Raw genomic sequence first — 20,743 nt, 5'->3', positions numbered from 1 at the left:
ACAAAAAATTAAAAATACCTGATCTTTATTTTTAAAAATTTTTTAAAATAGATTTAGAATATTTAAACATTGCGAGTGATTTTATGGCTGTTATAAATAATAAAAACTATCAAAAAGTTGTAGAACAAGTTTTATCTTCTTCTAATGCTAATAAAGTACTAAAGAGTGCAATTCAGGACTTATCATCTTCAAAGAGTATAAGCTTAAGAACGATATTACTCGGAGCAAGATTTATTTTAACTAATCCTGTAAATACTTATAATCTTGTTAAGCTTGCTAACTCTTCTAAGATATATCTTGATCCGGAATTTCAAAAATCACTTCTTAAACAATCTCCAATATGGGAATTTTTAAAAAAACATTCGGATGATTTGCCTAAAATAGGTCAAATCTTAGCAAATGCGGGCTTTAGAGAATTTCAAGATAAGAGTGCTTTAGATGAAAAGGGACTCGAAATACTAAAAGAATGTTTTAAAAATGAACAAGTACTTAAAAACCTTCAAGAAATTGCAGTTGAAGTAAAGCAAGAGCTACCGGACTGGAATAAAGTGACTTCTAGAACTTTAGATATGCTGGTTACCGATAAAAACTTCCAAAAATTCTTTAACGAAAAGAGTGAAGATATTACGAAATACATACGTACAGGAGCAACTGAAATACTTCCAAGCGATTATATAAAAACTTTTGATGATATATTACAAAAACCCGAAAAGAAAAATTTATTAAAAATATTTAATGAACAGCCTGATTTTAAGCAAGAACTGGCTAAAAATATAAACAATCCTAATACTCTAAAAAGATTTAATAAGTTATCTCCTGAAAAACAAATAATTATTGAAAATTTCTTAGAAGAAGCAAAAGAACAAGCTAAACCTTTCTTAAAAGAACATTTTGAAACCTACAAAATTGATCTTAAAATTTTAGATATTATTCCTACTTTATTAAATAAAATGCCTGAGACAAAAGAGATTTTTGATACTCTTAATGCTCCAAATCAAGGTGTAATGATATCTCTTGAGAAATCCTTAGAAAGGGTAGCTGGTGATGATAAATTAAAAAGTTTTTTTGCTAATAATAAAACAATCTTACCAAATATTGCTTTAGGTATTATTGAAAATACTCCTAGCGTACAAAGCGTAACAAAAGAATATAATTTTGATAAACAAATGCTTAGTATTGTAGGCGAAGTTATGTCAAAACCGGAAGTTGCTCATGAGATTATTGCAGACTTAAATAAAGGCGATTATATGAGTTTAACCGGTAATATAATCTCCGCCCTTAATGATCCTTCATTTAAATTAAAAGATATATTAGTAGAGCAAAGTAAAGGAGGTCTATTTGATAATTTAATTACAGGAGTTTTAGAACAAGATGCAAAAAATAGCCAAACTATAAAACAACAACTTATAAATTATGGTCTGGAAGCGAGTGATGTTACAAAGCTAACGAGCATAATGCCTATATTACTTGATCAATCTGAATCATTAAAAAAGGTTTTTCGAGATTTTATTCAAGGTGATTATACGGGAATGGCAAAAGAGTTAATAGCTTTAACTAAAGACAATCCTGAAATTAAAAAATATTTAAACAATAATAGAGAAATAAGTATTTTAGATAAAACTTTAGTAGAAATACCAGGTATAAATAACCTTGATAAGAAAGAATTATATAATGTACTTCCATCAATGTTAAACCATCCTAATGAATTAGTTAAAGTTATAGAAGAGGTTGAAAAAAGTAATTATCGTGAGGCTGCTAGTGCTATATATAATCTAGCTCAAAAAACAAATTATTTGGAAGGGCAATTGCCGAATATTATAAAAGCAGGTTTTAGCTATGCTACTGAAAAACTAAAAGACGTATTTAGTCCATCACAAGATTTTAAAGATAAAACTATAGATGCAATTACTCTTAGAAATAATTTACATAAAATACAAAATGGAAAATTCAGCTTAGAGGGAGCTATATTAGTAGGTGATTTATCTAATCTCGACTTCTCAGGCGTATCATTAAAAAATGCAGATTTAACTAAAGTCACTTCTTTAAAAGATTGTAATTTTAAAAATATTAATTTAGCAGAGGCTAAATTACCTGATAATTTAATGCTACTTACTGATACTTACAATCTTGATAAGGCTATCCCTCCTTTAGTACCTAAACTAATTAAAGAACAACAAGCAAAATTAATTGATAAGGCAATTGATAAATTATTTTTACAAATACAAGCTGAAGGAAAAAGAAATGTACTTAGTAAAAAAAATTTTGCTCAACAAGTAAAAAGATTATATGAAGAAAATCAAACGATTAAAGACTATATTATAGAAAAACTAAATTCACTACCTATGAATATGGTTACTAACCTAGCTACTCCTAGAACAAATCAATATAAACATATTACAAATCATGTAAATTCTCCATTACAAATATTGAACCCTTTATATGAAAATATTGCAAATAAATAAAATATTAAGAGTAATTTATTGGCAAATATTTTAAGCGCGAAAATATCACAAAAACTTTTTGATAAAGGTGATAATAGAGGTGAAGATTTTTACATGATAAATCAGATGCTAAAACCTATCATTTCTGAATATTCTAAAGAAAATCCTGATAATATAAATAATTTTTTAGAGCCAAAAAATCTAGAAAAGTTAGCAAGCAATATTGCCTCTACTTTATATTCTAAATCTAAATATACTGGGGTAGGCACTATTACCGGTGGAATTTATTTACCAAAAGAAATCTTCAATGAACAGTTAAAAGATAACTTTAAAAATGAGTTCGAAAATATTAATAAATTAAATGTTTTAAAAGAAGCAAAAAATATAGTTTCAAATTTAGATAGTAAAGTGCATGTAGTAGATAATCACGATAAATCACATACTTACGCATCATTACCTACAAAAAGTAAACAAATACACAGATAACTCCATAAATCTTAGATCAAATTGATTTAATTACCATATTATGTAATATAAATAGTGCTTAATTTATTTCTTTGAATCAATTTTAAGATAATTTAATGTTTATGTAATTAAATATATTTCATTATTTTTACGGCAGTTACAAATTCCATTAAAGATATTAAATTAAAGAATTTTAATAAAACTGTTAAAAGGACATTATCTTCTACTGATGCAGAAAGGCATTGACAAGGTTTATTTATGACCTTGCATCTCCAAAGAAAAAATATTACCAGTTAGTATAGGAGCATTATTAAAAGGTGCGAAGTTTGCCTTCACTAATCCCGTAAATAGTTATAATCTTGTTAAACTTGCAAGCTCCTCTGATATATATCTTGATTCAAAGTTTCAAAAATCTGTTCTTGAAAAATCCGAAATATAGGATTTTCTAAAAAAGCATTCCGATGATTTACCAAAAATAGGACAAATCTTAGCAAAAGCAGGTTTTAGAGAATTTCAAGATAAGAGTGCTTTAGATGAAAAGGGACTCGAAATACTAAAAGAATGTTTTAAAAATGATGCTGTACTTAAAAGCTTTCAAGAAATTGCACTTGAGATAAAGCAAGAAGTACCGGACTATGAATAAAGTAACTTCTAAAACATTAGGAATGTTATCCACGGATAAAAATTGCTGAAAATTTTTTAATGAAAAAGGTAACGATATTGCGAATTACATAACTGAAATACTTCCAAGCGACTATATAAAAGCTTTTGATGATATATTACAAAAACCTCAAAGTAAATGACACATATGCAAAAGTTATAAAAATATTTAATAAACATCCTGAGTTTAAACAAGAGCTGGCTGAAAATATAAACAATCCTAATGCTCTAAAAAGGTTTAATAAATTATCTCCTGAAAAATAAATAATTATAGAAGGTTTCTTAATAGAAACTAAAGAACAAGCTAAACCTTTCTTAAAAGAATATTTTGAAAGCTATAAAGTTGATGTAGATACTATTCCTACTTTATTAAATAAAATGCCTGAAACAACAGAGATTTTTGATACTCTGAATGCAAATCAAGGAGTAATAGTGGCTCGTGAGAAATCTTTAGAAAAGGTAGCGGGTGACGATAAATTAAAAAGTTTTTTTGCTGATAATAAAACAGTCTTACCAGATATTGCCGCAGCTATTATTGAAAATACTCCGAATATACAAAGCATAACGCAAGAATATAATTTCGATAAACAAATGCTTAGTATAGTAGGTGAAGTTATGTCAAAACCGGAAATTGCACATGCTATTATTACAGATATAAATAAAGGCGATGATATGACCGTAACAAGCCGTGTAATTACTGCTTTTAACGAACCTTCATTTAAGTTAGTAGAGCAAAGTAAAGAGGGTTTATTCGATAATTTAATTAAAGGCATTTTAGAGCAAGATGAAAAAAATAGCCACACTATAAACAGCAGCTTGAAAATTATGGACTAGAAACAAAAGATACTACAAAACTTACGAATGTAATGCCTATATTACTTGATAATCCTGCATAATTAAAAAAGGTTTTTGATGGATTTGTTAAAGGTGATTATACGGGAATAGCTAAAGAATTGGTAATGTTAACTAAAGATAATCCCGAGATCAAAAAATATTTAAACGATAATAAGGAAATATTTACAGGTATATTAGATAAAACTTTAAAAGATGTACCCGGTATAAATAAGCTCGATAAGAAAGAATTATATAGTATACTAACACCTATGCTCAATCAACTGAATAAGCTGATTCCAATCTTAGAAAATATTGAAAATAAAAAATATATTAATGTTGCTACTAGTATAGGTAGTTTAGTTTGGAAAGAAGGACAAGCACTGAATATTATTAAACAAATACTAAATGTTGTTAAAGCAGGAGTTGGTTATTTTAATCAAAAATCTGATAAGAAACCAGAATTAGAAAATAAAGTTCCGGCTGATGTATTAAAAGAAGCACAAAGTATCGTCTCAAATTTAAATAGTAAGATTAATATTGTAGGACCTAAGACAAATACACTTTCCATTACTCCTATTTCCAATAATAAAAAGAAAGAAGCAATACGTAGATAAGCTATATAGTTTTAAAAGGGTTTTTTAAAGTTTGAGTAAATTCTTCTTGGTTAGCATATTCCAATGTGATTTTATCTTGTATCTGATTTTTAAACCAAGTAACTTGTCTTTTAGCATACTGACGGGTTCGTATTTGAGCTGCATTTAAAGCCTCATCTAAAGTGAGATTGCCGTTTAAATAAGCTAAAATTTCTTTTATCCCTACAGCTTTCAAATTCGTATAATCTTTAGGAGCAAATTGCTTTTTTATTAAAGCTATTTCGTCAATTGCCCCTTCTTTAAATATCTTATCTAAACGCTCATCACATGTTTTATATAAAAACTTTCGCTCAGGATTTAAGAAAATAATTTTGAAATTAAAATCAGATAAGATTTGTTCTTTTGGCAAAGTTTGAAAAGAAAAAATAGATTTACCGGTTTGCATGAATACTTCATAAGCTCTAATTAAACGCTGAGTATCATTTTGGTTTATTTTAGAAGCAGCAAGCGGGTCAAACTTCTCTAATTTACCCCATAATTCTATATTGCCTATTTTAACATGTAAATTTCTTACCTGTGCTTGTAAATCTTCTGATATATCAGGAATATTATTATAGCCAAAAACTAAAGAATTAATATATAAACCCGTTCCACCTATTAATATAGGTAGCTTACCCCTGTCGGTTATTTCTTTTATTTTTTCTGTCGCAAGTTTTAGATATTTTATTACCGAGAAATCTTCTGTCATTGATAAGAAGTTATATAAGTGATACAAGATTTCAGTTTTGTAGCTTTTCGGAGGGGAGGCGGTAATAATAGAAATTTCCTTATAAACCTGCATTGAGTCGATATTAATGATTTCGCCGTTATAAGCTTTAGCCAGTTCATGACCTAAATAAGACTTCCCGCTAGCAGTCGGCCCGCATAATATAATTATACTCTTCTGCTTTGAAGAATTGTTTCTGCAAAACTTCGGATCACCTATTAAATATAAGCTGTGCGTACTCGCTCCTCGTTTTACATTCCCATTCTCCAAATCATTTGAGTATATTTCTTTCTTTGTCACTTGTTTAACTAAAAAATACAAACTTGTATCGCCATTGCAAGCCAGCATTTATGCTGGCGTGGCAAGCTCAGGAGTTTTTTTATATTATCTTATGAGATTGCCGCATCGTTGCTAACGCAACTTCTCGCAATGACGGAAAAACCTATCCATGTAACAACGCCTAGCAGGAATGACCTCATACCCTTAAACGGTTTCATTAGTATTTCCTAAAGTGTCAGTATTAGCATTACTATCTGCTGGTCCACTAAATGTTATTGTACCAAGTTTGTTGTCATAACTAATAGTTGGACCACTAAATAAGCCCGCATCACTGTAGTCAATGGTCAGACTATTTAAACCGTTAGATGCGGCTACGTCACTGTTAAGAGGATTATCATTAGGCTCAAGGTCTTTATGTTTTATTACTAATGGTGCCTCAATGTTAATATTTAATGTATTTACACCTATTGGCGTTATTGTAACTAATTTAGTATCAACAAATGAGTGATTGATATTTGAGATTTTTAACATATTATTTTTCTTTATATTAATTTAATGTAAGAAAAATATATAAAATAATATTTTAGAAAGCAATAATGTGTTAACAATTAATTAATAACCCGTATTTTTCAAGATATTTATTAATTATAGTGATTATTTCCTCTAAACCATTCTTACTATCTGATTCAGCCCTTGCAACTATAATAGATTCGGTATTAGAGCTACGCAAGAGCCACCAACCATGTGCAGTATTTACCCGTACACCGTCTATATCATTAAACTCTATTTTCTCTTCTAATGATTTTTCTTTAATCTCTTTAATAATTTGTAATTTTAACTCTGAAGGAACAACAATTTTAATTTCCGGTGTACTATAGCTTTTCGGTACATCCTCTATTATCTCATCTAGAGTTTTACTTGATCTACTAAGTAAATCTAAAAATCTAAGAGCTGCATAAATTGCATCGTCAAAACCAAAATATTTATCGGCAAAGAATATATGCCCGCTCATTTCGCCAGCGAGTAAAGCCTTTGTCTCAAGCATTTTGCTTTTAATAAAAGGATGACCTGTTCGCCATATGATAGGATGTCCTCCATATGATTTTATTTTAGCGACTATAAATTGGCTGACTTTTACATCAACTATTATAGTTGCGTTTGGATTTTCCTTTAAAATATCCTCAGCAAAAATGCATAAAATTTGATCACCTAATAATATTTTACCGCTTGAGCTTATAATGCCGATTCTATCACCGTCACCGTCAAAAGCTATACCAAGGTCACAATTTTGTTCTTTAACCACTTTTATTAACTCCTGCAAATTAGCAGGATTTGTAGGATCAGGATGATGACTTGGAAAATTCCCGTCAATCTTACTATGTATGATTATATTCTTGTTTGAGAGATGCTTTTTAAGTTCTTCAACAATATCGCCGGTTGCTCCATTGCCGCAATCCCAAGCCACTTTTAATTTTGGATTAATGTTTATTCCATCTAAAATACGTTTTAGGTATTTAGATTGTATATTATGGATTCCTGCTTTCGCAGGAATGACATAAGGGGATGCTGGTGTGGTATTGGAGTAGTTATCCAAAATCTTAGTCAATAACTCCTGTATCTGATCACCGAAAAAAGGTTTACCGTTTTGTAGTATTTTAAAGCCGTTATCGTCACGAGGATTGTGTGACCCCGTGACCATAATACTACCGGCGGGCGTAAAGTGTTTATCGGCAAAATATAAAACTGGTGTTGGAACTACGCCAATATTTATGATTTCAGCCCCTGCATTAGTTAATCCTAGTTCTAAAGCTTTACAAAGGGTAGGGGAGCTAAGCCGACCGTCTAAACCGACACAGATTTTATCGTTATCTTTCGTTATAGTCATCTCGGCAAAACCAAAGCCGATTTTATAAGCTACTTCTTCGGTTAAATCTTTAAGGCTATTGCCTCTTATATCATAAGCCCTAAAAATTTCTTTGTTAATTTGCATAGAAAACTGTTTTGAATATTATTACATGGCTCTTATGTCATTCCTACAAAAGAGCCTTGTTGCATGGCTCGGAAAACCTACTCGATGTTACCCCCGCGTAGGCGGGGATGACATAAAACAATCCATGCAACAACACCTGCAAGTCGCTCGCAATGACGAATTTGCATAGTCTAGAAACTAAAGCTCTCACCTAAATACACTTCCTTAACTTTCTTGCTATTTGCTATTTCCTTAGCACTTCCTTCTAATAATACTTTACCTTCAAAAATAACATAAGCACGGTCGACTATATCTAGAGTATCACGTACATTATGGTCGGTAATTAATATACCTATATTAAATTCACGTAAATAAGTAATTAGATTTTTAATATCGGAAATAGCAAGCGGGTCAATACCGGCAAGCGGTTCATCAAGCATGATAAATTTAGGCTCTATTGCAAGTGCACGTGCAATCTCAAGCCTACGCCTTTCACCGCCTGATAAGCTAGCAGCGGATAAATCTTTTAAATGAACTATCGAAAACTTCTCTAACAAATTATGGGTTTTTTGTTCAATTACTTCTTTATCATTGTTAGATATCTCAACTACAGCCTTAATATTATCTTCAACCGACAATTCCCGAAATATCGAAGGTTCTTGAAGAAGATAGCCGAGTCCAAGCCTTGCTCGTAAATAAATAGGCAAGTTGGTAATATTTATATCATTTAAAAGTAATTGCCCTGAGTCCAGTTTCATTAAACCGATAATAATGTTAAAGCAAGTTGTTTTACCGGCTCCATTCGGACCGAATAAACCAACTATCTCTCCTTGCTTTATATTCAGAGATATATCAGTTAATATATTCCTTTTTTTGTAGGATTTTGATATATTTTTAACGTGTAAGCTGTCCATCTTTTTTATTTGTTAAGATTTTGTTGCGTGGATTAATTTCCAACGTCATTGCGAGAAAATTACGTAAGTAATTGACGAAGCAATCCAGTTAAAAATATTAATCTTTAGCATTTTTTTAATTATTTTCTGGATTGTCACACTTCTTGCAATCGCTTGCAATGACGTACCAACGGTAAATAGCTCTATTTTTTAATAATATCTACATAGTAGATTAGTTTATTAGTTTTTAAAACATTATCGTCACGCTGTAATATTACATTACCAAGTAGAATAAGTTGTTTATTATCGCAAAAATATTTAGCACTATCTGCAAGTAATAATTCATTATTTATTTTTCTTTCTACAGTCAATTTAGTAGGGACAACTATATGATCAATAGTTTGCTTTTCATCTATTGTTTTATAAAAAATATATAATTCTTGCGTTCTAAGTATCGCATTATCGAAGTAAACAATAACATTTCCAAGATATGCTGCTTTTTGTTTGGTTCTATCAATAATTAAACTATCAGATGTGATATGTAAATTTGAAATATTTTTATCATTAGCATATATTATATTACTAATTATAAGAAGTAAAACAAGTTTAATAATAGACATCTTTCCAAACTTTGCTTCTAGAGGTAATTTAGACGTCGAATCGGTACTCGTATCCTCAAGTACTTCTTTGTACGCTGCGGTGCTACATTCCATGTCTCCTTTAAATTCCTCTCTATAAGCTGGTTTGGAAAGATGTCTAATCCGATAAATCGATGATTGTAGAGACATTACCTTTAAAAATTATAATATTATTTTCATCTTTTGTATTAAAACTATCCGAAGTAATTGAAGAGTTTTTGTAAAGTAACTTAGCAGGGGAATGACCGGTTATATTCTTATTTACTAAATCAATCCTTGCATCGTTAGTGTTAAATATGATCTTATCAAAAAAAAGTTTTACATCGTTTTTTAAATCTAATATGCTTGATTCTTCATCTAAAAAGCCTTCTTTCGCATTGATAATAAGAGTTTGGTCTTGATGTACGTTATAAATAGCATTTATTATATCTAGTTTATATTTGTTATTCGACTCTTTTATAGCTCGTTCAGTTTTAATCTTATACGCATTTAAATTTTTACTTACTCCTTCAAAAATTGAATCTTTCAATATAATATTATACTTTAAATCAAAATTTTTATTGTCTTTTAAACTTTTTTTTGTAACGTTAATATCGTTTTTTTCATTAATATAACCGCTTTTAATTAATATATACCCTATATATAAAATTCCAACTGTTATTAAAAGATATACAGATTTCCAAATTTTTTTTCGCCGTTTATAAGAAGAGGGCATAGATTTTAGCTAACCCCTATGCGTAGTAAATCATGAATATGAATAATGCCTATAATAATATTATCATCAACAATCGGTATATTAGTGATATTCTTGGCTTTCATTAAATTTAAAGCCTCTTTTGCAAATATTTCCGATGAGATATGAATAGGGTTTTTGGTCATAATGCTTGATGCTGTTTTTAAGTGGATTTGATCGTTAATATGACGACGTAAATCCCCATCGGTTATAATTCCCACCAAATTTTGGTTTTTATCTGTTACAAGCGTACAACCTAAACGTTTTTTATTCATAATAATTATAGTTTTGGCAAAGGAAGTATCTTCATATACTAAAGGTATTTCATCACCGCTACGCATTAGGTTTTTAATTTTTGTTAAATTAGCGCCGATTGTACCTCCCGGATGATAAATTTTAAAATCATCTTTAGTAAAGCCTCGTTTTTCATGTATAACAGTCATTAAAGCATCACCGAGTGATAGCATGATTAAAGATGATATAGTAGGAACTCCAATTACAGAAGCTTCCTGGTATTCAGGTACTATTAATAAAAAATCGCTTCTTTTAGCTAAAGTAGAATTTTTATTCATTGTCATTGCAGCAATTTTTATGGAAGAGTTCTTGCAATATTCAATTATATTAAATAGTTCTTTAGTTTCGCCGGAATTAGATAACATAATTACTAGATCATTTCTCGTCACCATACCTAAATCGCCGTGACTTGCTTCTGCCGGATGTAAATAAAAAGCAGGCATACCGGTTGAAGAAAAGCTAGCAGCTATTTTTCTTGCAATATAACCGCTTTTGCCTATGCCGGTTAGGATTATCCGTCCTTTGAAAGATAGTAAAAATTCTATAATTCTGTTAAAGTCTTCAGGGATATTTTCGGATAATTTTTCTAAAGCACTTGCTTCACTAGAAATAACCCTCTTTGCGATGATTCGGTAATTATTTGTGTTGGTCATTTATTTACTCATTGTCATACCGTGGCTTGTCCACGGTATCCAGCAAATTATTAGTATTATGAGCTATTTTTGTGGATACCCGAACCGTCATTGCGAGCAGCCATAGGCTGCACGGCAATCTCATGAAATAATAACAAACTCCTGAGATTGCTTCGTCAATTACTTCGTAATTTCCTCGCAATGACGATTAAGCTTCATATCAATTAAAATACTTACGTTCTGTAATTACTTCAGCAATTTCAGCATTATTATCTTCATTCCAAGCTCGTTTTTTACTAGAATCACGTCGCTGCTCAGGTTCTGAATTGTCCTTAGTATTATTAACATGAGTTTTTGGCTTTGTATTATTTGAAGATTTATCTTTATCGGCATTTTTAATAGTTAATTTTGCTTTGCCTTTATTATCAAAGCCTATTAGCTTAACTTTTACTATATCGCCTTGTTTTAAAACACTGCTAACCGTTTCTATTCTTTCTCCTGATACTTCACTAATATGAACAAAGCCATCTTTATTACCTACATAATTAATAAAAGCACCGGAATCTAAGACTTTCACTACCGTACCGTTAAATATTTCACCGATTTCAGGTTCAACGACAATAGCTTTAATTTTATCTAAGGCAACTTTTAGCTTATCTCTATCTGAAGCATAAACAGACACCGTACCGTCATCGCTTATATCTATTTTAGCACCGCTAGTTTCACAAATTTCCTTTATTACTTTACCGCTCGGTCCTATAATATCTCTAATTTTATCCTTATCTATTTTTATAGTAGTAGTAGAAGGAGCATTTTTACTTAGTTCGTTATTTGGTTTACTAATAACTTTATTCATTTGCTCCAGTATATGCAAACGACCGAGTCGTGCTTGCTCTAAAGCTACTTTCATTATTTTAAAATCTACTCCGGATATTTTGATATCCATTTGTAATGCAGTAATCCCTTCGCTAGTTCCTGCAACCTTAAAGTCCATATCACCGAAATAATCTTCATCGCCGAGAATATCCGATAATACGGCAAAATTTTTACCTTCCTTAACAAGTCCCATAGCAATACCCGCAACCGGTGCTTTTATCGGTACGCCGGCATACATTAAAGCAAGAGAACTACCGCAAACAGTTGCCATTGAAGAAGAACCGTTAGATTCCGTAGTTTCGGCAACTACTCTAATAGAATAAGGAAATTGTACTTTATTAGGTAATATTGGATTAATAGCACGCCATGCGAGTTTACCGTGTCCGACTTCACGACGACTAGGTGCTTTCATTGGCATTGCTTCATTTACAGAGTAGGGCGGAAAGATATAATTGAGCATAAAACGCTCTTTATACTCACCCTCTAAACTATCAACTATCTGCTCATCTAAACTAGTACCGAATGTAGTACTAACTAAGCTTTGCGTTTCACCTCTAGTAAATAAAGCTGAACCATGTGCGGAAGGTAGTAAACCTATTTCACAAGCAATTTGTCTTATATCCGTGGTACTTCTTCCATCGATACGTCTATTTTTTTCTAAAATCTCGTTACGTAATATATCTGATTCAATAGCTTTTAAAGCTGATTCGATTTGATAATTACTATATTTTTTATTTTCTATGTCGCTTACAAAATGTGTAAGAACTTTTTCAGGTATTAAATCTAAATTAGTGCTACGTTCTTGTTTAGATTTAATTGCAAAAGCTTGTTCAATTTCTTTTACAAATAACTTCTCAATTTCTTTCTTTAATGAAGCAGGATATAAAGCTTGCATTTCAAGTTTTGGTTTTTTAGCTTCTTCTGCTAGTTCTTTAATTATCTTTATTACCGGCTGAAAGCTTTCAAATCCAAATTTTACGGCTTCTAACATTTGTTCTTCAGAAAGTAAATGAGCTTCCGATTCAACCATCATTACTGAACCTGATGTTCCTGCAACTACTAAATCAAGCTGACTTGTTTTTAATAATGCAAGTGTCGGATTTAAAACAAATTCACCATTGATTAAACCTACTTTACTTGCCGCAACTATTTCTAGATAAGGAGCAGGGGATAGGCTAAGTGCAGCCGATGCACCGATAATTGCAAGTATATCTACCGGAGTTTCAGGATCATATGAAAGAACACTGCAAGTTACATGCGTTTCATTCACAAAAGCCGGATGAAATAATGGTCTAATCGGTCTATCTATTAAACGAGATACTAAAACTTCTCTATCTGATGCTTTTCCCTCATGTTTAAAAAAACCCCCTGGTATCTTACCGGCAGCATATGCCATTTCTCTATAATTAATTGTTAAAGGCAGCAAACCTATGCCCTCTTTTGCTTTGTTAGCTACTACTGCCGTACATAATAAAACGGAATTACCCATTTTTACCGTAACTGCCCCGTCAGCTTGCCTTGCTATTTTACCTGTACTAAGCTCAAGAACTTGCCCGTTCCATGTAACACTCTTAGTTATTTCGTTAAACATCTATTTATCTCATTTCATAATTTATATTTTATTGTATTCTACCACGTCATTGCGAGGAAAATTACGAAGTAATTCGACGAAGCAATCTCAGGATATTTGACGAGATTGCCACGCATCCTACGGCTGCTCGCAATGACGATTATCCAACTACTTAATCTTTCTAATTCCTAGCTTACTTATTAAATCTAAATATTTGCTAACATTATTCTTTTTAATATAGTTAAGTAATCTGCGGCGGCGCCCGACTAAAATTAATAATCCGCGTCTTGAAGTATGATCTTTATGGTTAGATTTAAAATGCTCGGTTAAATTATTGATTCTTTCAGTTAAGATAGCACATTGCACTGCACTTGAACCGGTATCATTTTCCGTTATAGCATATTCTTTAATTAATTTTTGTTTACGTTCTGTAGTAATCGACATCGATAATTTCTCCTTAAATATATAGACTTCCAGTTTTAAAAGAAGTCTTGTGTTAAATTAAATACTCGTAAAGAATTAAAGCAACTCTTGTTTAAGCTACCTATTGCAAGCAAAGTGCCTTTATAGCGAACCCACACAAGATCAATAGACATCTTGCCAAACTCTACTTCTAGAGGTAATTTGTACGTCAATCCGGTACTCGCATCCTCACGTACTAAAGTGTACGCTGTGGTGCTGCGTTCCGTGTTTCCTTTAAATTCCTCTCTATAAGCAAATTTGGCAAGATGTCTAAAGTCTTTTTCATAATTAAATAAACATTTCTGTCCATATTTAATTTGCTGTGCTTGGCTGTCAGTTGCATCAAGAACCAGGATGTCGTCCAGTATTGCTTCTATCTTTATACTTTTTTCCTCTAGGGCATTTTTGGTAATTTCGTCAGGCGATTTAATTCGGATAGCATTTTCTTCTTTAAATATTCCAACCTGAGTACGGCGTAATTCTATCACAAATCCTAAACTTTGCAAGGACAATGCCAAATCTTCTGCTAAAGTCCTTATATAAGTACCTTTTGAGCATTCCGTATAGTATGTAGCGGTAGCATTTTTCTCATCAAAATTTAAACATTTTAGATCATAAATAGTTGTATTTCGTGGCTTTAATTCTACTTTTTTTTCCTCTCTAGCCAATTTATAAGCTCTTACACCGTTAACTTTAAGAGCTGAAAAAGCCGGCGGTATTTGTGTTACGTTACCGATAAATTTAGAACATACGGCATAAGCTTCTTCTTGAGAAGGGACACAATATTTCGTTGCTATTACTTTACCGGCACAATCGCCGCTATTGGTTTGCATTCCGAATTTTACGGTAAAAATATAGGTTTTCCTAGCATCAATTAGCAGATGTATCAGTTTTGTAGCTTCACCTACGGCAAACGGTAATATTCCTTCCGCTTCTACGTCTAAAGTACCGGCATGTCCTATCTTGGTTCTACCGAGTATTTTTTTTACTATGCTAACAAGTTGAGCAGAACTTATACCTCTTGGTTTATAAATATTTAACCAATAATTACTCATTTTAATGTGATTTTAACTTGACTTAAATTTAGACAATCTTTAATATATAACTCTAGCCAATAGCAAGATAGGTTAGACCAAATAATGACAATTAACCCCAGTAATATAGAAAATTCTTCCTCTAAAATCAATAGCTATTTTTCTAAACTTGCCGATTATATCTGGCCTATAAAACGCCATGAAGTTTCTAAATTTTTATTCATCACTTTATTAATGTTCTGTATTTTATTTATCCAAAATCTAATCAGAGCTTTAAAAGATAGTATTGTTACTACTATGATCGGTGCCGAGATTATCTCGTTTTTGAAGTTTTGGGGAGTGATGCCGTCAGCTTTTTTAATGACTGCTATATATGTAAAGCTTGTTAATAAGATGAAAGCAGAAAATATATTTTATCTTATTATATCAATATTTTTAACATTCTTTGTTCTTTTTGCTTACGTTATTTTTCCAAATCATGAAATGCTGCATTTCAGTCCTGTAACCGTTCAAAATTTAACGGCAAGTTTACCTAATTTAAAATGGTTTATATTGCTTTTATCAAAATGGAGTTTTTCGTTATTTTATATAATAGCCGAATTATGGCCAAACGTAGTTTTCGCATTACTTTTTTGGCAGTTTGTTAATAATATTACTACAGTAGAAGAATCTAAAAGATTTTATCCGTTATTCGGTTTACTTAGTCAAACAGGTATTTATTTAGCAGGGCAGTTTTTAGAAAATCTAAGTAATATTAATGATTACGTAACTAATAAATTTGCATTGCAATCGTCTTTTCATACACTTTCTATACAAATTATACTAACTATAGTATTAATTTTAGGAATAATAGCTATTAAAACTTTTTGGTTGCTTAATCATAAAGTACTAGACAAAGAGCATATGGCGTTACTCAGGTTTAAAGCAAAGAAAAAATCTATGACTATTGCCGAAAGTTTTCAGATGCTTCTATCGTCAAGACATATTAGATTAATTGCAACTTTGCTTATCTGCTATGGCATTGCCATTAATTTAGTAGAAGGTCCTTGGAAAGCAGCAGCTACTAAAATTTATAAAACTCCAACCGAATATGCAGCTTTTATAGGAAGTTATTTGAGCTATACCGGAGTATTTACTATTTTATTTGTAGTACTTGGTTCAAATATAGTTAGAAGACTTGGCTGGTTTACGGCGGCTGTTATCACCCCTTTAATAGTTTTTATTACCGGTATATTATTTTTTGCCGTTAATAATTTTGAAAGATTTGCCGGCTTAATAATAGCAAATTTTATTCTAACCGATCCTGCTTTAATTGCTATAACAATAGGTGCTATTCAAAATGTGCTTAGTAAATCAAGCAAATATACCTTATTTGATTCAACAAAAGAAATGGCCTATGTTCCTTTAGATCCGGAAATAAAAATAAAAGGCAAAGCTGCTGCCGACGTGATAGGTACAAAACTCGGTAAATCTGGTAGTGCATTTTTACAATCATTGGTATTTATAATATTACCTTCCGCTAGTTATCAATCTATTTCCATCTGTTTAATGATTATATTTATAATTACTTGCTTAACCTGGCTTTGGGTAACTAAAGCACTCAATAAAGAATATAAAAATTCTATTAAATTTTCTCAATAATATTAGTTTTTTCTTGATATTACTAAAATCTCTATATACTGTCTTTGACAGTATAACTCAAACTGTGAAAAAAGGATATGTTATGTCATTCCCGCGTAGGCGGGTATCCAGAAAAAAGCGAAATAAATCGAGCTTTTAATTTAAAAATCTAGTGTGCTTAGACTTTTTAGTGACTGGATACCCGCCTACGCGGGAATGACATAAGAGGGTAAAGATCAATGTAACAACATCGGCTTGACTACGCATCACTTACAGTTTATGCTAATTAATTTTTGGTTAAATGAGAGGTTTTATGAGTAAAGACGGTAACCTAGATACAAGTGAATTTGATCCTTTAGCAAATAAGGAATATACAGAAGAACAAAAGCAAACATTAGAACAAGAGCAACAAGAATTTTTATCTCAAACTATAACCCCAGCACTAGAAGCTGACGATGGTTTTATCGTTACTTCTGCATCTTCTGCTCAATCTACCCCTTCAATGAGTGCTTTATCGGGTAATATCTCTCCTGACAGTCAGACATCAGACCCAATAACCAAGGCTGTAAGAGAAACAATTATACAACCGCAAAAAGATAATTTAATAGAACAAATATTAAAAGACCTGGCAGCCCTTACAGACCGTGATTTAGCTGAACAAAAAAGAAAAGAAATAGAAGAAGAAAAAGATAAAACATTAAGTACTTTTTTCGGTAATCCGGCTAATAGAGAATTTATTGATAAGGCTTTAGAAAATCCTGAGCTTAAAAAGAAATTAGAATCAATAGAAATAGCCGGCTATAAAAATGTGCATAATACATTTAGCGCCGCTAGTGGATACCCTGGTGGATTTAAACCGGTACAGTGGGAAAATCACGTAAGTGCAAGCGATCTTAGAGCAACAGTAGTTAAAAATGATGCAGGTGATGAACTCTGTACCTTAAATGAAACAACTGTTAAAACTAAGCCTTTTACTTTAGCTAAACAAGACGGTACTCAGGTTCAGATCAGCTCATATAGGGAAATAGATTTTCCTATAAAACTTGATAAAGCCGATGGGTCAATGCATTTATCGATGGTAGCATTAAAAGCTGATGGCACAAAGCCCTCCAAAGATAAAGCCGTATGTTTCACTGCCCACTACGAAGAAGGACCAAACGGTAAACCTCAACTTAAAGAAATAAGCTCACCAAAACCTTTAAAATTTGCCGGAACCGGAGATGACGCAATAGCTTATATAGAGCATGGTGGAGAAATTTATACACTTGCGGTAACACGCGGTAAATATAAAGAAATGATGAAGGAGGTAGAACTAAACCAAGGGCAGAGCGTTGATTTATCGCAAGCTGAAGATATTATAATAGGACAAGGACAAAGTAAGGAACAACCGCTAATAACTCCACAGCAAACAACAAGTTCATCGGTTGAACCACCTCAGTATAAACAACAAGTACCGCCAATTACTCCTACTAACCAACCACTGCAACCTGAGACTTCACAAATGCCACAGTCGCAACAAGTGAATCCAAATCTTCTTAATGCAGCTACGGCTTTATCAGGCAGCATGCAAGATTTATTAAATTATGTAAATGCAGGTTTAACAAAAGAAATTGATAGCAATAAACAAATTGATTTAATTAAAGAAGCAGCCACGGCAATTCTTAATAATGAGAAAAGTGATATTGCTGAAAAGCAGGCTAATATCATTGCTTTAGCTGAAAATACGGTCAATAATAAAAACCTCAAACCGGATGCAAAAGTAGCTGGAGTCAATGCAGTATTAGAAACCATAAAAAATGATCAGAATACCCCAGACCTAGAAAAATCAAAAATGCTTGAAGCTACAGTAGCTATCGTTTTAAATTCAGAGAATCTTGAGCCGAAGCAAAAACAGCAGATGTTAGAAAAGGCAGTAGATGTCGGTTTAAGTCTTAAAGATGATGCAAGTAGAGCTGCAGCAATTGACGGTATTAAGGATGTTGTAATAAAAAGTAACCTTTCTAATGCAATGCTTATAGCAGTAGGTGATAAGGTTAATGTCTCTGAATTAAGCAATGCGGAAAAACAAAAATTATTAGGTTCTGTATTAAAGAAAGGTGTAGAAGCCCAAGTTCTCAGTCCGGCACAACAACAATTGATGCAGCAGCATTTAGATAAGATTATGGCAGAACAAACTAAAAAAGATACAATAAAAAAAGTAAATGATATTTTGTTTGATCCTCTAAGTAATACTGAATTAAAAACAACAAACATACAAGCCATTATATCTAATGTTTTAGATGGTCCGGCTACAGCAGCAGTCAAAGGCGAAATAATTCAAGAAATTACTAACACAGTTGCAGGAAGCTCGCTTGAAGCTCAAGACAAAGCAGCGATTGTTAAAGGGGTAGGCGAGACTATAGCTACTCATAGTGATACCTCTTTATCCTTACCTAATAAAGCACTTATTATGGCATCAACGGAAAAAGGTATTGCAGAAAGTCAGACCAATTTACCTGATAGAGAGCTAATGACTAAAGGGTTAGTAGACGGTATTTATGAAGACAAAGGAGCTCCTGAAATAACTAAGGCAGTTTCTAGCGGGATCGATAATAGTAATATTAATGACTCTGAGAAAGAGGCACTTAAAAAAGCTAAAGATGCAGCGAGTGAGACAGCTTTAGATAGAGACACTCAAAATTTAACTGAAGGGTTAAAAGGACAGAATATAGAAGAACACAAGCCTCACGATGATATATATAACAAAGCTCGAGAAGTAATTAACGCTGTTAATCCTGTTATAGAAGCATTAGAAAAATCTAAAGAACCGGTAGTGTCGGCAGAAGAAAGAATTGTACAAGAAACTTCTAGTATATTAAATAATATCTCTAAGCTTGCAGTTGAGAAAGTCAATAATTTTCGTGCTATGCTTTCTCCAAATGGTAACCTTAAAACTCTTGAAGAAAAAAAAGAGGAATCAATAAAAAAAGTAGATGAGCTGGTAAAGGCATTTGGTACTAAATCTTCTACTGAAGAACAGCAAAGTTTCATTAAAACTAATTTAATTGATGATAAAACTTTATCTAAAGAGGTACGTTTACAAACTATAGATAAGTTATTACAAGAACAAAAACGAGCAGAAGCAATTGAAAACCCTAGTGTTAAAACGGAAGATGTAAGGGTAGTATCAGGAAAGTCTAAATTAAAACCTATAAGTAAAGATAATCCAGATATTGAAAAAGCTAAAATGGTAGTAGGAAGAGATAGAGTTAATATCAAAGGGAATATAAAAATTATGGGAACATTAATGAATGCAAGAGATATCATTCAGTCGGAAAATTTAAATAAATCAACACCTATTAAAAGAGAGTCTTCCCCTCCACAACGCTGATCAAGATTTGTATTCTGTATATTATCAAGGCAAGCAATGTGATTCCCGCTTCTGCGGGGATGACATAAATTATATCACAACGTAATCAGGATGGCAGCTTGCCGTTATGCATTAGTTTTTAGTTTTTCTTTCCAGCCAAACATTTTACTAAATTATTAACGGCTTGTTGTTCTTCTGTGCTATTAATTTTCATAAAATTTCTTGAAACTTCAATGCACATACGTTGATGTTGAGTATGTACGGGCTGCGGTTTATTAGCTTCTTCTAAACCTTCAAAGAAATAATCAATATTCCTATCTAAAGCTTCTGCGATTAGTACTAGCCTTCCTACAGAAATTCTATTAATTGCTTTTTCGTATTTTTGTAATTGTTGATGCGTAACATCAATTACTTCAGCCAGTTGTTGACGAGACAACCCCTTAGCGAGTCTTAAAGAATAAATTTTCTTGCCGATAAAACTATCGATTTTTTGTATAATATCGTTTTTTCTACCCATTATCCTCTCCTTGGTTACTCATTATATCTATATTTAAAAATTTTCTTTGAACAAAAATGATATTATCCTATATTATTATAAAACATGTGGTTATTAATAATTTAATACCGTTAAACTT

Annotated in this window: 13 protein-coding genes and 2 pseudogenes; 4 read left to right on the top strand and 11 right to left on the bottom strand. The window is 31.8% G+C overall.

Annotation, left to right across the window (positions count from 1 at the left end; genetic code table 11):
• Positions 1 to 83 precede the first annotated feature (83 nt).
• A pseudogene (locus RPR_RS00350) lies at positions 84 to 2,927 on the top strand (pentapeptide repeat-containing protein).
• A 147-nt stretch (positions 2,928 to 3,074) separates the two neighbouring features.
• Positions 3,075 to 4,843: pseudogene (locus RPR_RS08785) on the top strand (hypothetical protein); the annotation flags it as partial.
• A 172-nt stretch (positions 4,844 to 5,015) separates the two neighbouring features.
• Here RPR_RS08785 and miaA read toward each other — a convergent pair.
• The 10 genes from miaA to truB all read right to left on the bottom strand — a co-directional run bounded on the left by miaA (position 5,016) and on the right by truB (position 15,160).
• Positions 5,016 to 6,107 carry a tRNA (adenosine(37)-N6)-dimethylallyltransferase MiaA gene (gene miaA / locus RPR_RS00330; protein WP_085065578.1) on the bottom strand — a complete coding sequence of 364 codons (1,092 nt, stop codon included), beginning with the start codon at positions 6,105 to 6,107 and terminating at the stop codon, positions 5,016 to 5,018.
• Positions 6,108 to 6,242: 135 nt separating this feature from the next.
• Positions 6,243 to 6,569, bottom strand: a complete 327-nt coding sequence (locus RPR_RS00325) for a hypothetical protein (RefSeq protein ID WP_012736367.1) — start codon at positions 6,567 to 6,569, stop codon at positions 6,243 to 6,245.
• Between the two features lie 70 nt (positions 6,570 to 6,639).
• On the bottom strand, positions 6,640 to 8,028 hold the full coding sequence (locus RPR_RS00320) for a phosphomannomutase/phosphoglucomutase (protein ID WP_012736366.1): 1,389 nt from the start codon (positions 8,026 to 8,028) through the stop codon (positions 6,640 to 6,642).
• A gap of 170 nt (positions 8,029 to 8,198) precedes the next feature.
• Positions 8,199 to 8,921: an LPS export ABC transporter ATP-binding protein gene (gene lptB / locus RPR_RS00315; RefSeq protein ID WP_004995684.1), complete on the bottom strand. Its 723-nt coding sequence runs from the start codon at positions 8,919 to 8,921 to the stop codon at positions 8,199 to 8,201.
• A 182-nt stretch (positions 8,922 to 9,103) separates the two neighbouring features.
• On the bottom strand, positions 9,104 to 9,520 hold the full coding sequence (locus tag RPR_RS00310; protein ID WP_410526305.1) for an LptA/OstA family protein: 417 nt from the start codon (positions 9,518 to 9,520) through the stop codon (positions 9,104 to 9,106).
• A 136-nt stretch (positions 9,521 to 9,656) separates the two neighbouring features.
• Positions 9,657 to 10,253 carry an LPS export ABC transporter periplasmic protein LptC gene (gene lptC, locus RPR_RS00305; RefSeq protein WP_012736364.1) on the bottom strand — a complete coding sequence of 199 codons (597 nt, stop codon included), beginning with the start codon at positions 10,251 to 10,253 and terminating at the stop codon, positions 9,657 to 9,659.
• Between the two features lie 5 nt (positions 10,254 to 10,258).
• Entirely contained in the window at positions 10,259 to 11,218 is a 960-nt protein-coding gene (locus tag RPR_RS00300; protein ID WP_012736363.1) for an SIS domain-containing protein, read from the bottom strand.
• A 199-nt stretch (positions 11,219 to 11,417) separates the two neighbouring features.
• Positions 11,418 to 13,664, bottom strand: coding sequence for a polyribonucleotide nucleotidyltransferase (gene pnp / locus RPR_RS00295; RefSeq protein WP_012736362.1), 2,247 nt, complete (start codon positions 13,662 to 13,664; stop codon positions 11,418 to 11,420).
• Between the two features lie 147 nt (positions 13,665 to 13,811).
• Positions 13,812 to 14,087 (bottom strand): 30S ribosomal protein S15, encoded by a 276-nt coding sequence (gene rpsO / locus RPR_RS00290; RefSeq protein WP_012736361.1) that lies wholly within the window; start codon positions 14,085 to 14,087, stop codon positions 13,812 to 13,814.
• Between the two features lie 35 nt (positions 14,088 to 14,122).
• Complete coding sequence (truB, locus tag RPR_RS00285) at positions 14,123 to 15,160, bottom strand: tRNA pseudouridine(55) synthase TruB (protein WP_012736360.1); 1,038 nt, start codon at positions 15,158 to 15,160, stop codon at positions 14,123 to 14,125.
• Between the two features lie 84 nt (positions 15,161 to 15,244).
• Here truB and tlc4 point away from each other — a divergent pair, with 84 nt between their 5' ends.
• Positions 15,245 to 16,780, top strand: coding sequence for an NTP/NDP exchange transporter Tlc4 (gene tlc4, locus RPR_RS00280; protein WP_012736359.1), 1,536 nt, complete (start codon positions 15,245 to 15,247; stop codon positions 16,778 to 16,780).
• A 292-nt stretch (positions 16,781 to 17,072) separates the two neighbouring features.
• Positions 17,073 to 20,129, top strand: coding sequence for a Sca4 family spreading effector (locus tag RPR_RS00275; RefSeq protein WP_012736358.1), 3,057 nt, complete (start codon positions 17,073 to 17,075; stop codon positions 20,127 to 20,129).
• 118 nt (positions 20,130 to 20,247) lie between these two features.
• Here RPR_RS00275 and RPR_RS00270 read toward each other — a convergent pair whose 3' ends face one another.
• Complete coding sequence (locus RPR_RS00270) at positions 20,248 to 20,625, bottom strand: helix-turn-helix domain-containing protein (protein ID WP_010977292.1); 378 nt, start codon at positions 20,623 to 20,625, stop codon at positions 20,248 to 20,250.
• Positions 20,626 to 20,743: the final 118 nt, after the last annotated feature.

The sequence above is a fragment of the Rickettsia peacockii str. Rustic genome (assembly GCF_000021525.1).
GTDB classification, from domain to species: Bacteria; Pseudomonadota; Alphaproteobacteria; order Rickettsiales; family Rickettsiaceae; genus Rickettsia; species Rickettsia rickettsii.
This window is presented reverse-complemented; position numbering and strand designations above follow the sequence as displayed.

Excerpts from the sequence above, each read along its gene's own strand:
- lptB (WP_004995684.1), bottom strand. The coding sequence starts at position 8,921 with ATGGACAGCTTACACGTTAAAAATATATCAAAATCCTACAAAAAAAGG.
- RPR_RS00310 (WP_410526305.1), bottom strand. The coding sequence starts at position 9,520 with ATGTCTATTATTAAACTTGTTTTACTTCTTATAATTAGTAATATAATA.
- RPR_RS00275 (WP_012736358.1), top strand. The coding sequence starts at position 17,073 with ATGAGTAAAGACGGTAACCTAGATACAAGTGAATTTGATCCTTTAGCA.
- pnp (WP_012736362.1), bottom strand. The coding sequence starts at position 13,664 with ATGTTTAACGAAATAACTAAGAGTGTTACATGGAACGGGCAAGTTCTT.
- truB (WP_012736360.1), bottom strand. The coding sequence starts at position 15,160 with ATGAGTAATTATTGGTTAAATATTTATAAACCAAGAGGTATAAGTTCT.
- RPR_RS00270 (WP_010977292.1), bottom strand. The coding sequence starts at position 20,625 with ATGGGTAGAAAAAACGATATTATACAAAAAATCGATAGTTTTATCGGC.
- miaA (WP_085065578.1), bottom strand. The coding sequence starts at position 6,107 with ATGCTGGCTTGCAATGGCGATACAAGTTTGTATTTTTTAGTTAAACAA.
- tlc4 (WP_012736359.1), top strand. The coding sequence starts at position 15,245 with ATGACAATTAACCCCAGTAATATAGAAAATTCTTCCTCTAAAATCAAT.
- rpsO (WP_012736361.1), bottom strand. The coding sequence starts at position 14,087 with ATGTCGATTACTACAGAACGTAAACAAAAATTAATTAAAGAATATGCT.
- RPR_RS00300 (WP_012736363.1), bottom strand. The coding sequence starts at position 11,218 with ATGACCAACACAAATAATTACCGAATCATCGCAAAGAGGGTTATTTCT.
- lptC (WP_012736364.1), bottom strand. The coding sequence starts at position 10,253 with ATGCCCTCTTCTTATAAACGGCGAAAAAAAATTTGGAAATCTGTATAT.
- RPR_RS00325 (WP_012736367.1), bottom strand. The coding sequence starts at position 6,569 with ATGTTAAAAATCTCAAATATCAATCACTCATTTGTTGATACTAAATTA.
- RPR_RS00320 (WP_012736366.1), bottom strand. The coding sequence starts at position 8,028 with ATGCAAATTAACAAAGAAATTTTTAGGGCTTATGATATAAGAGGCAAT.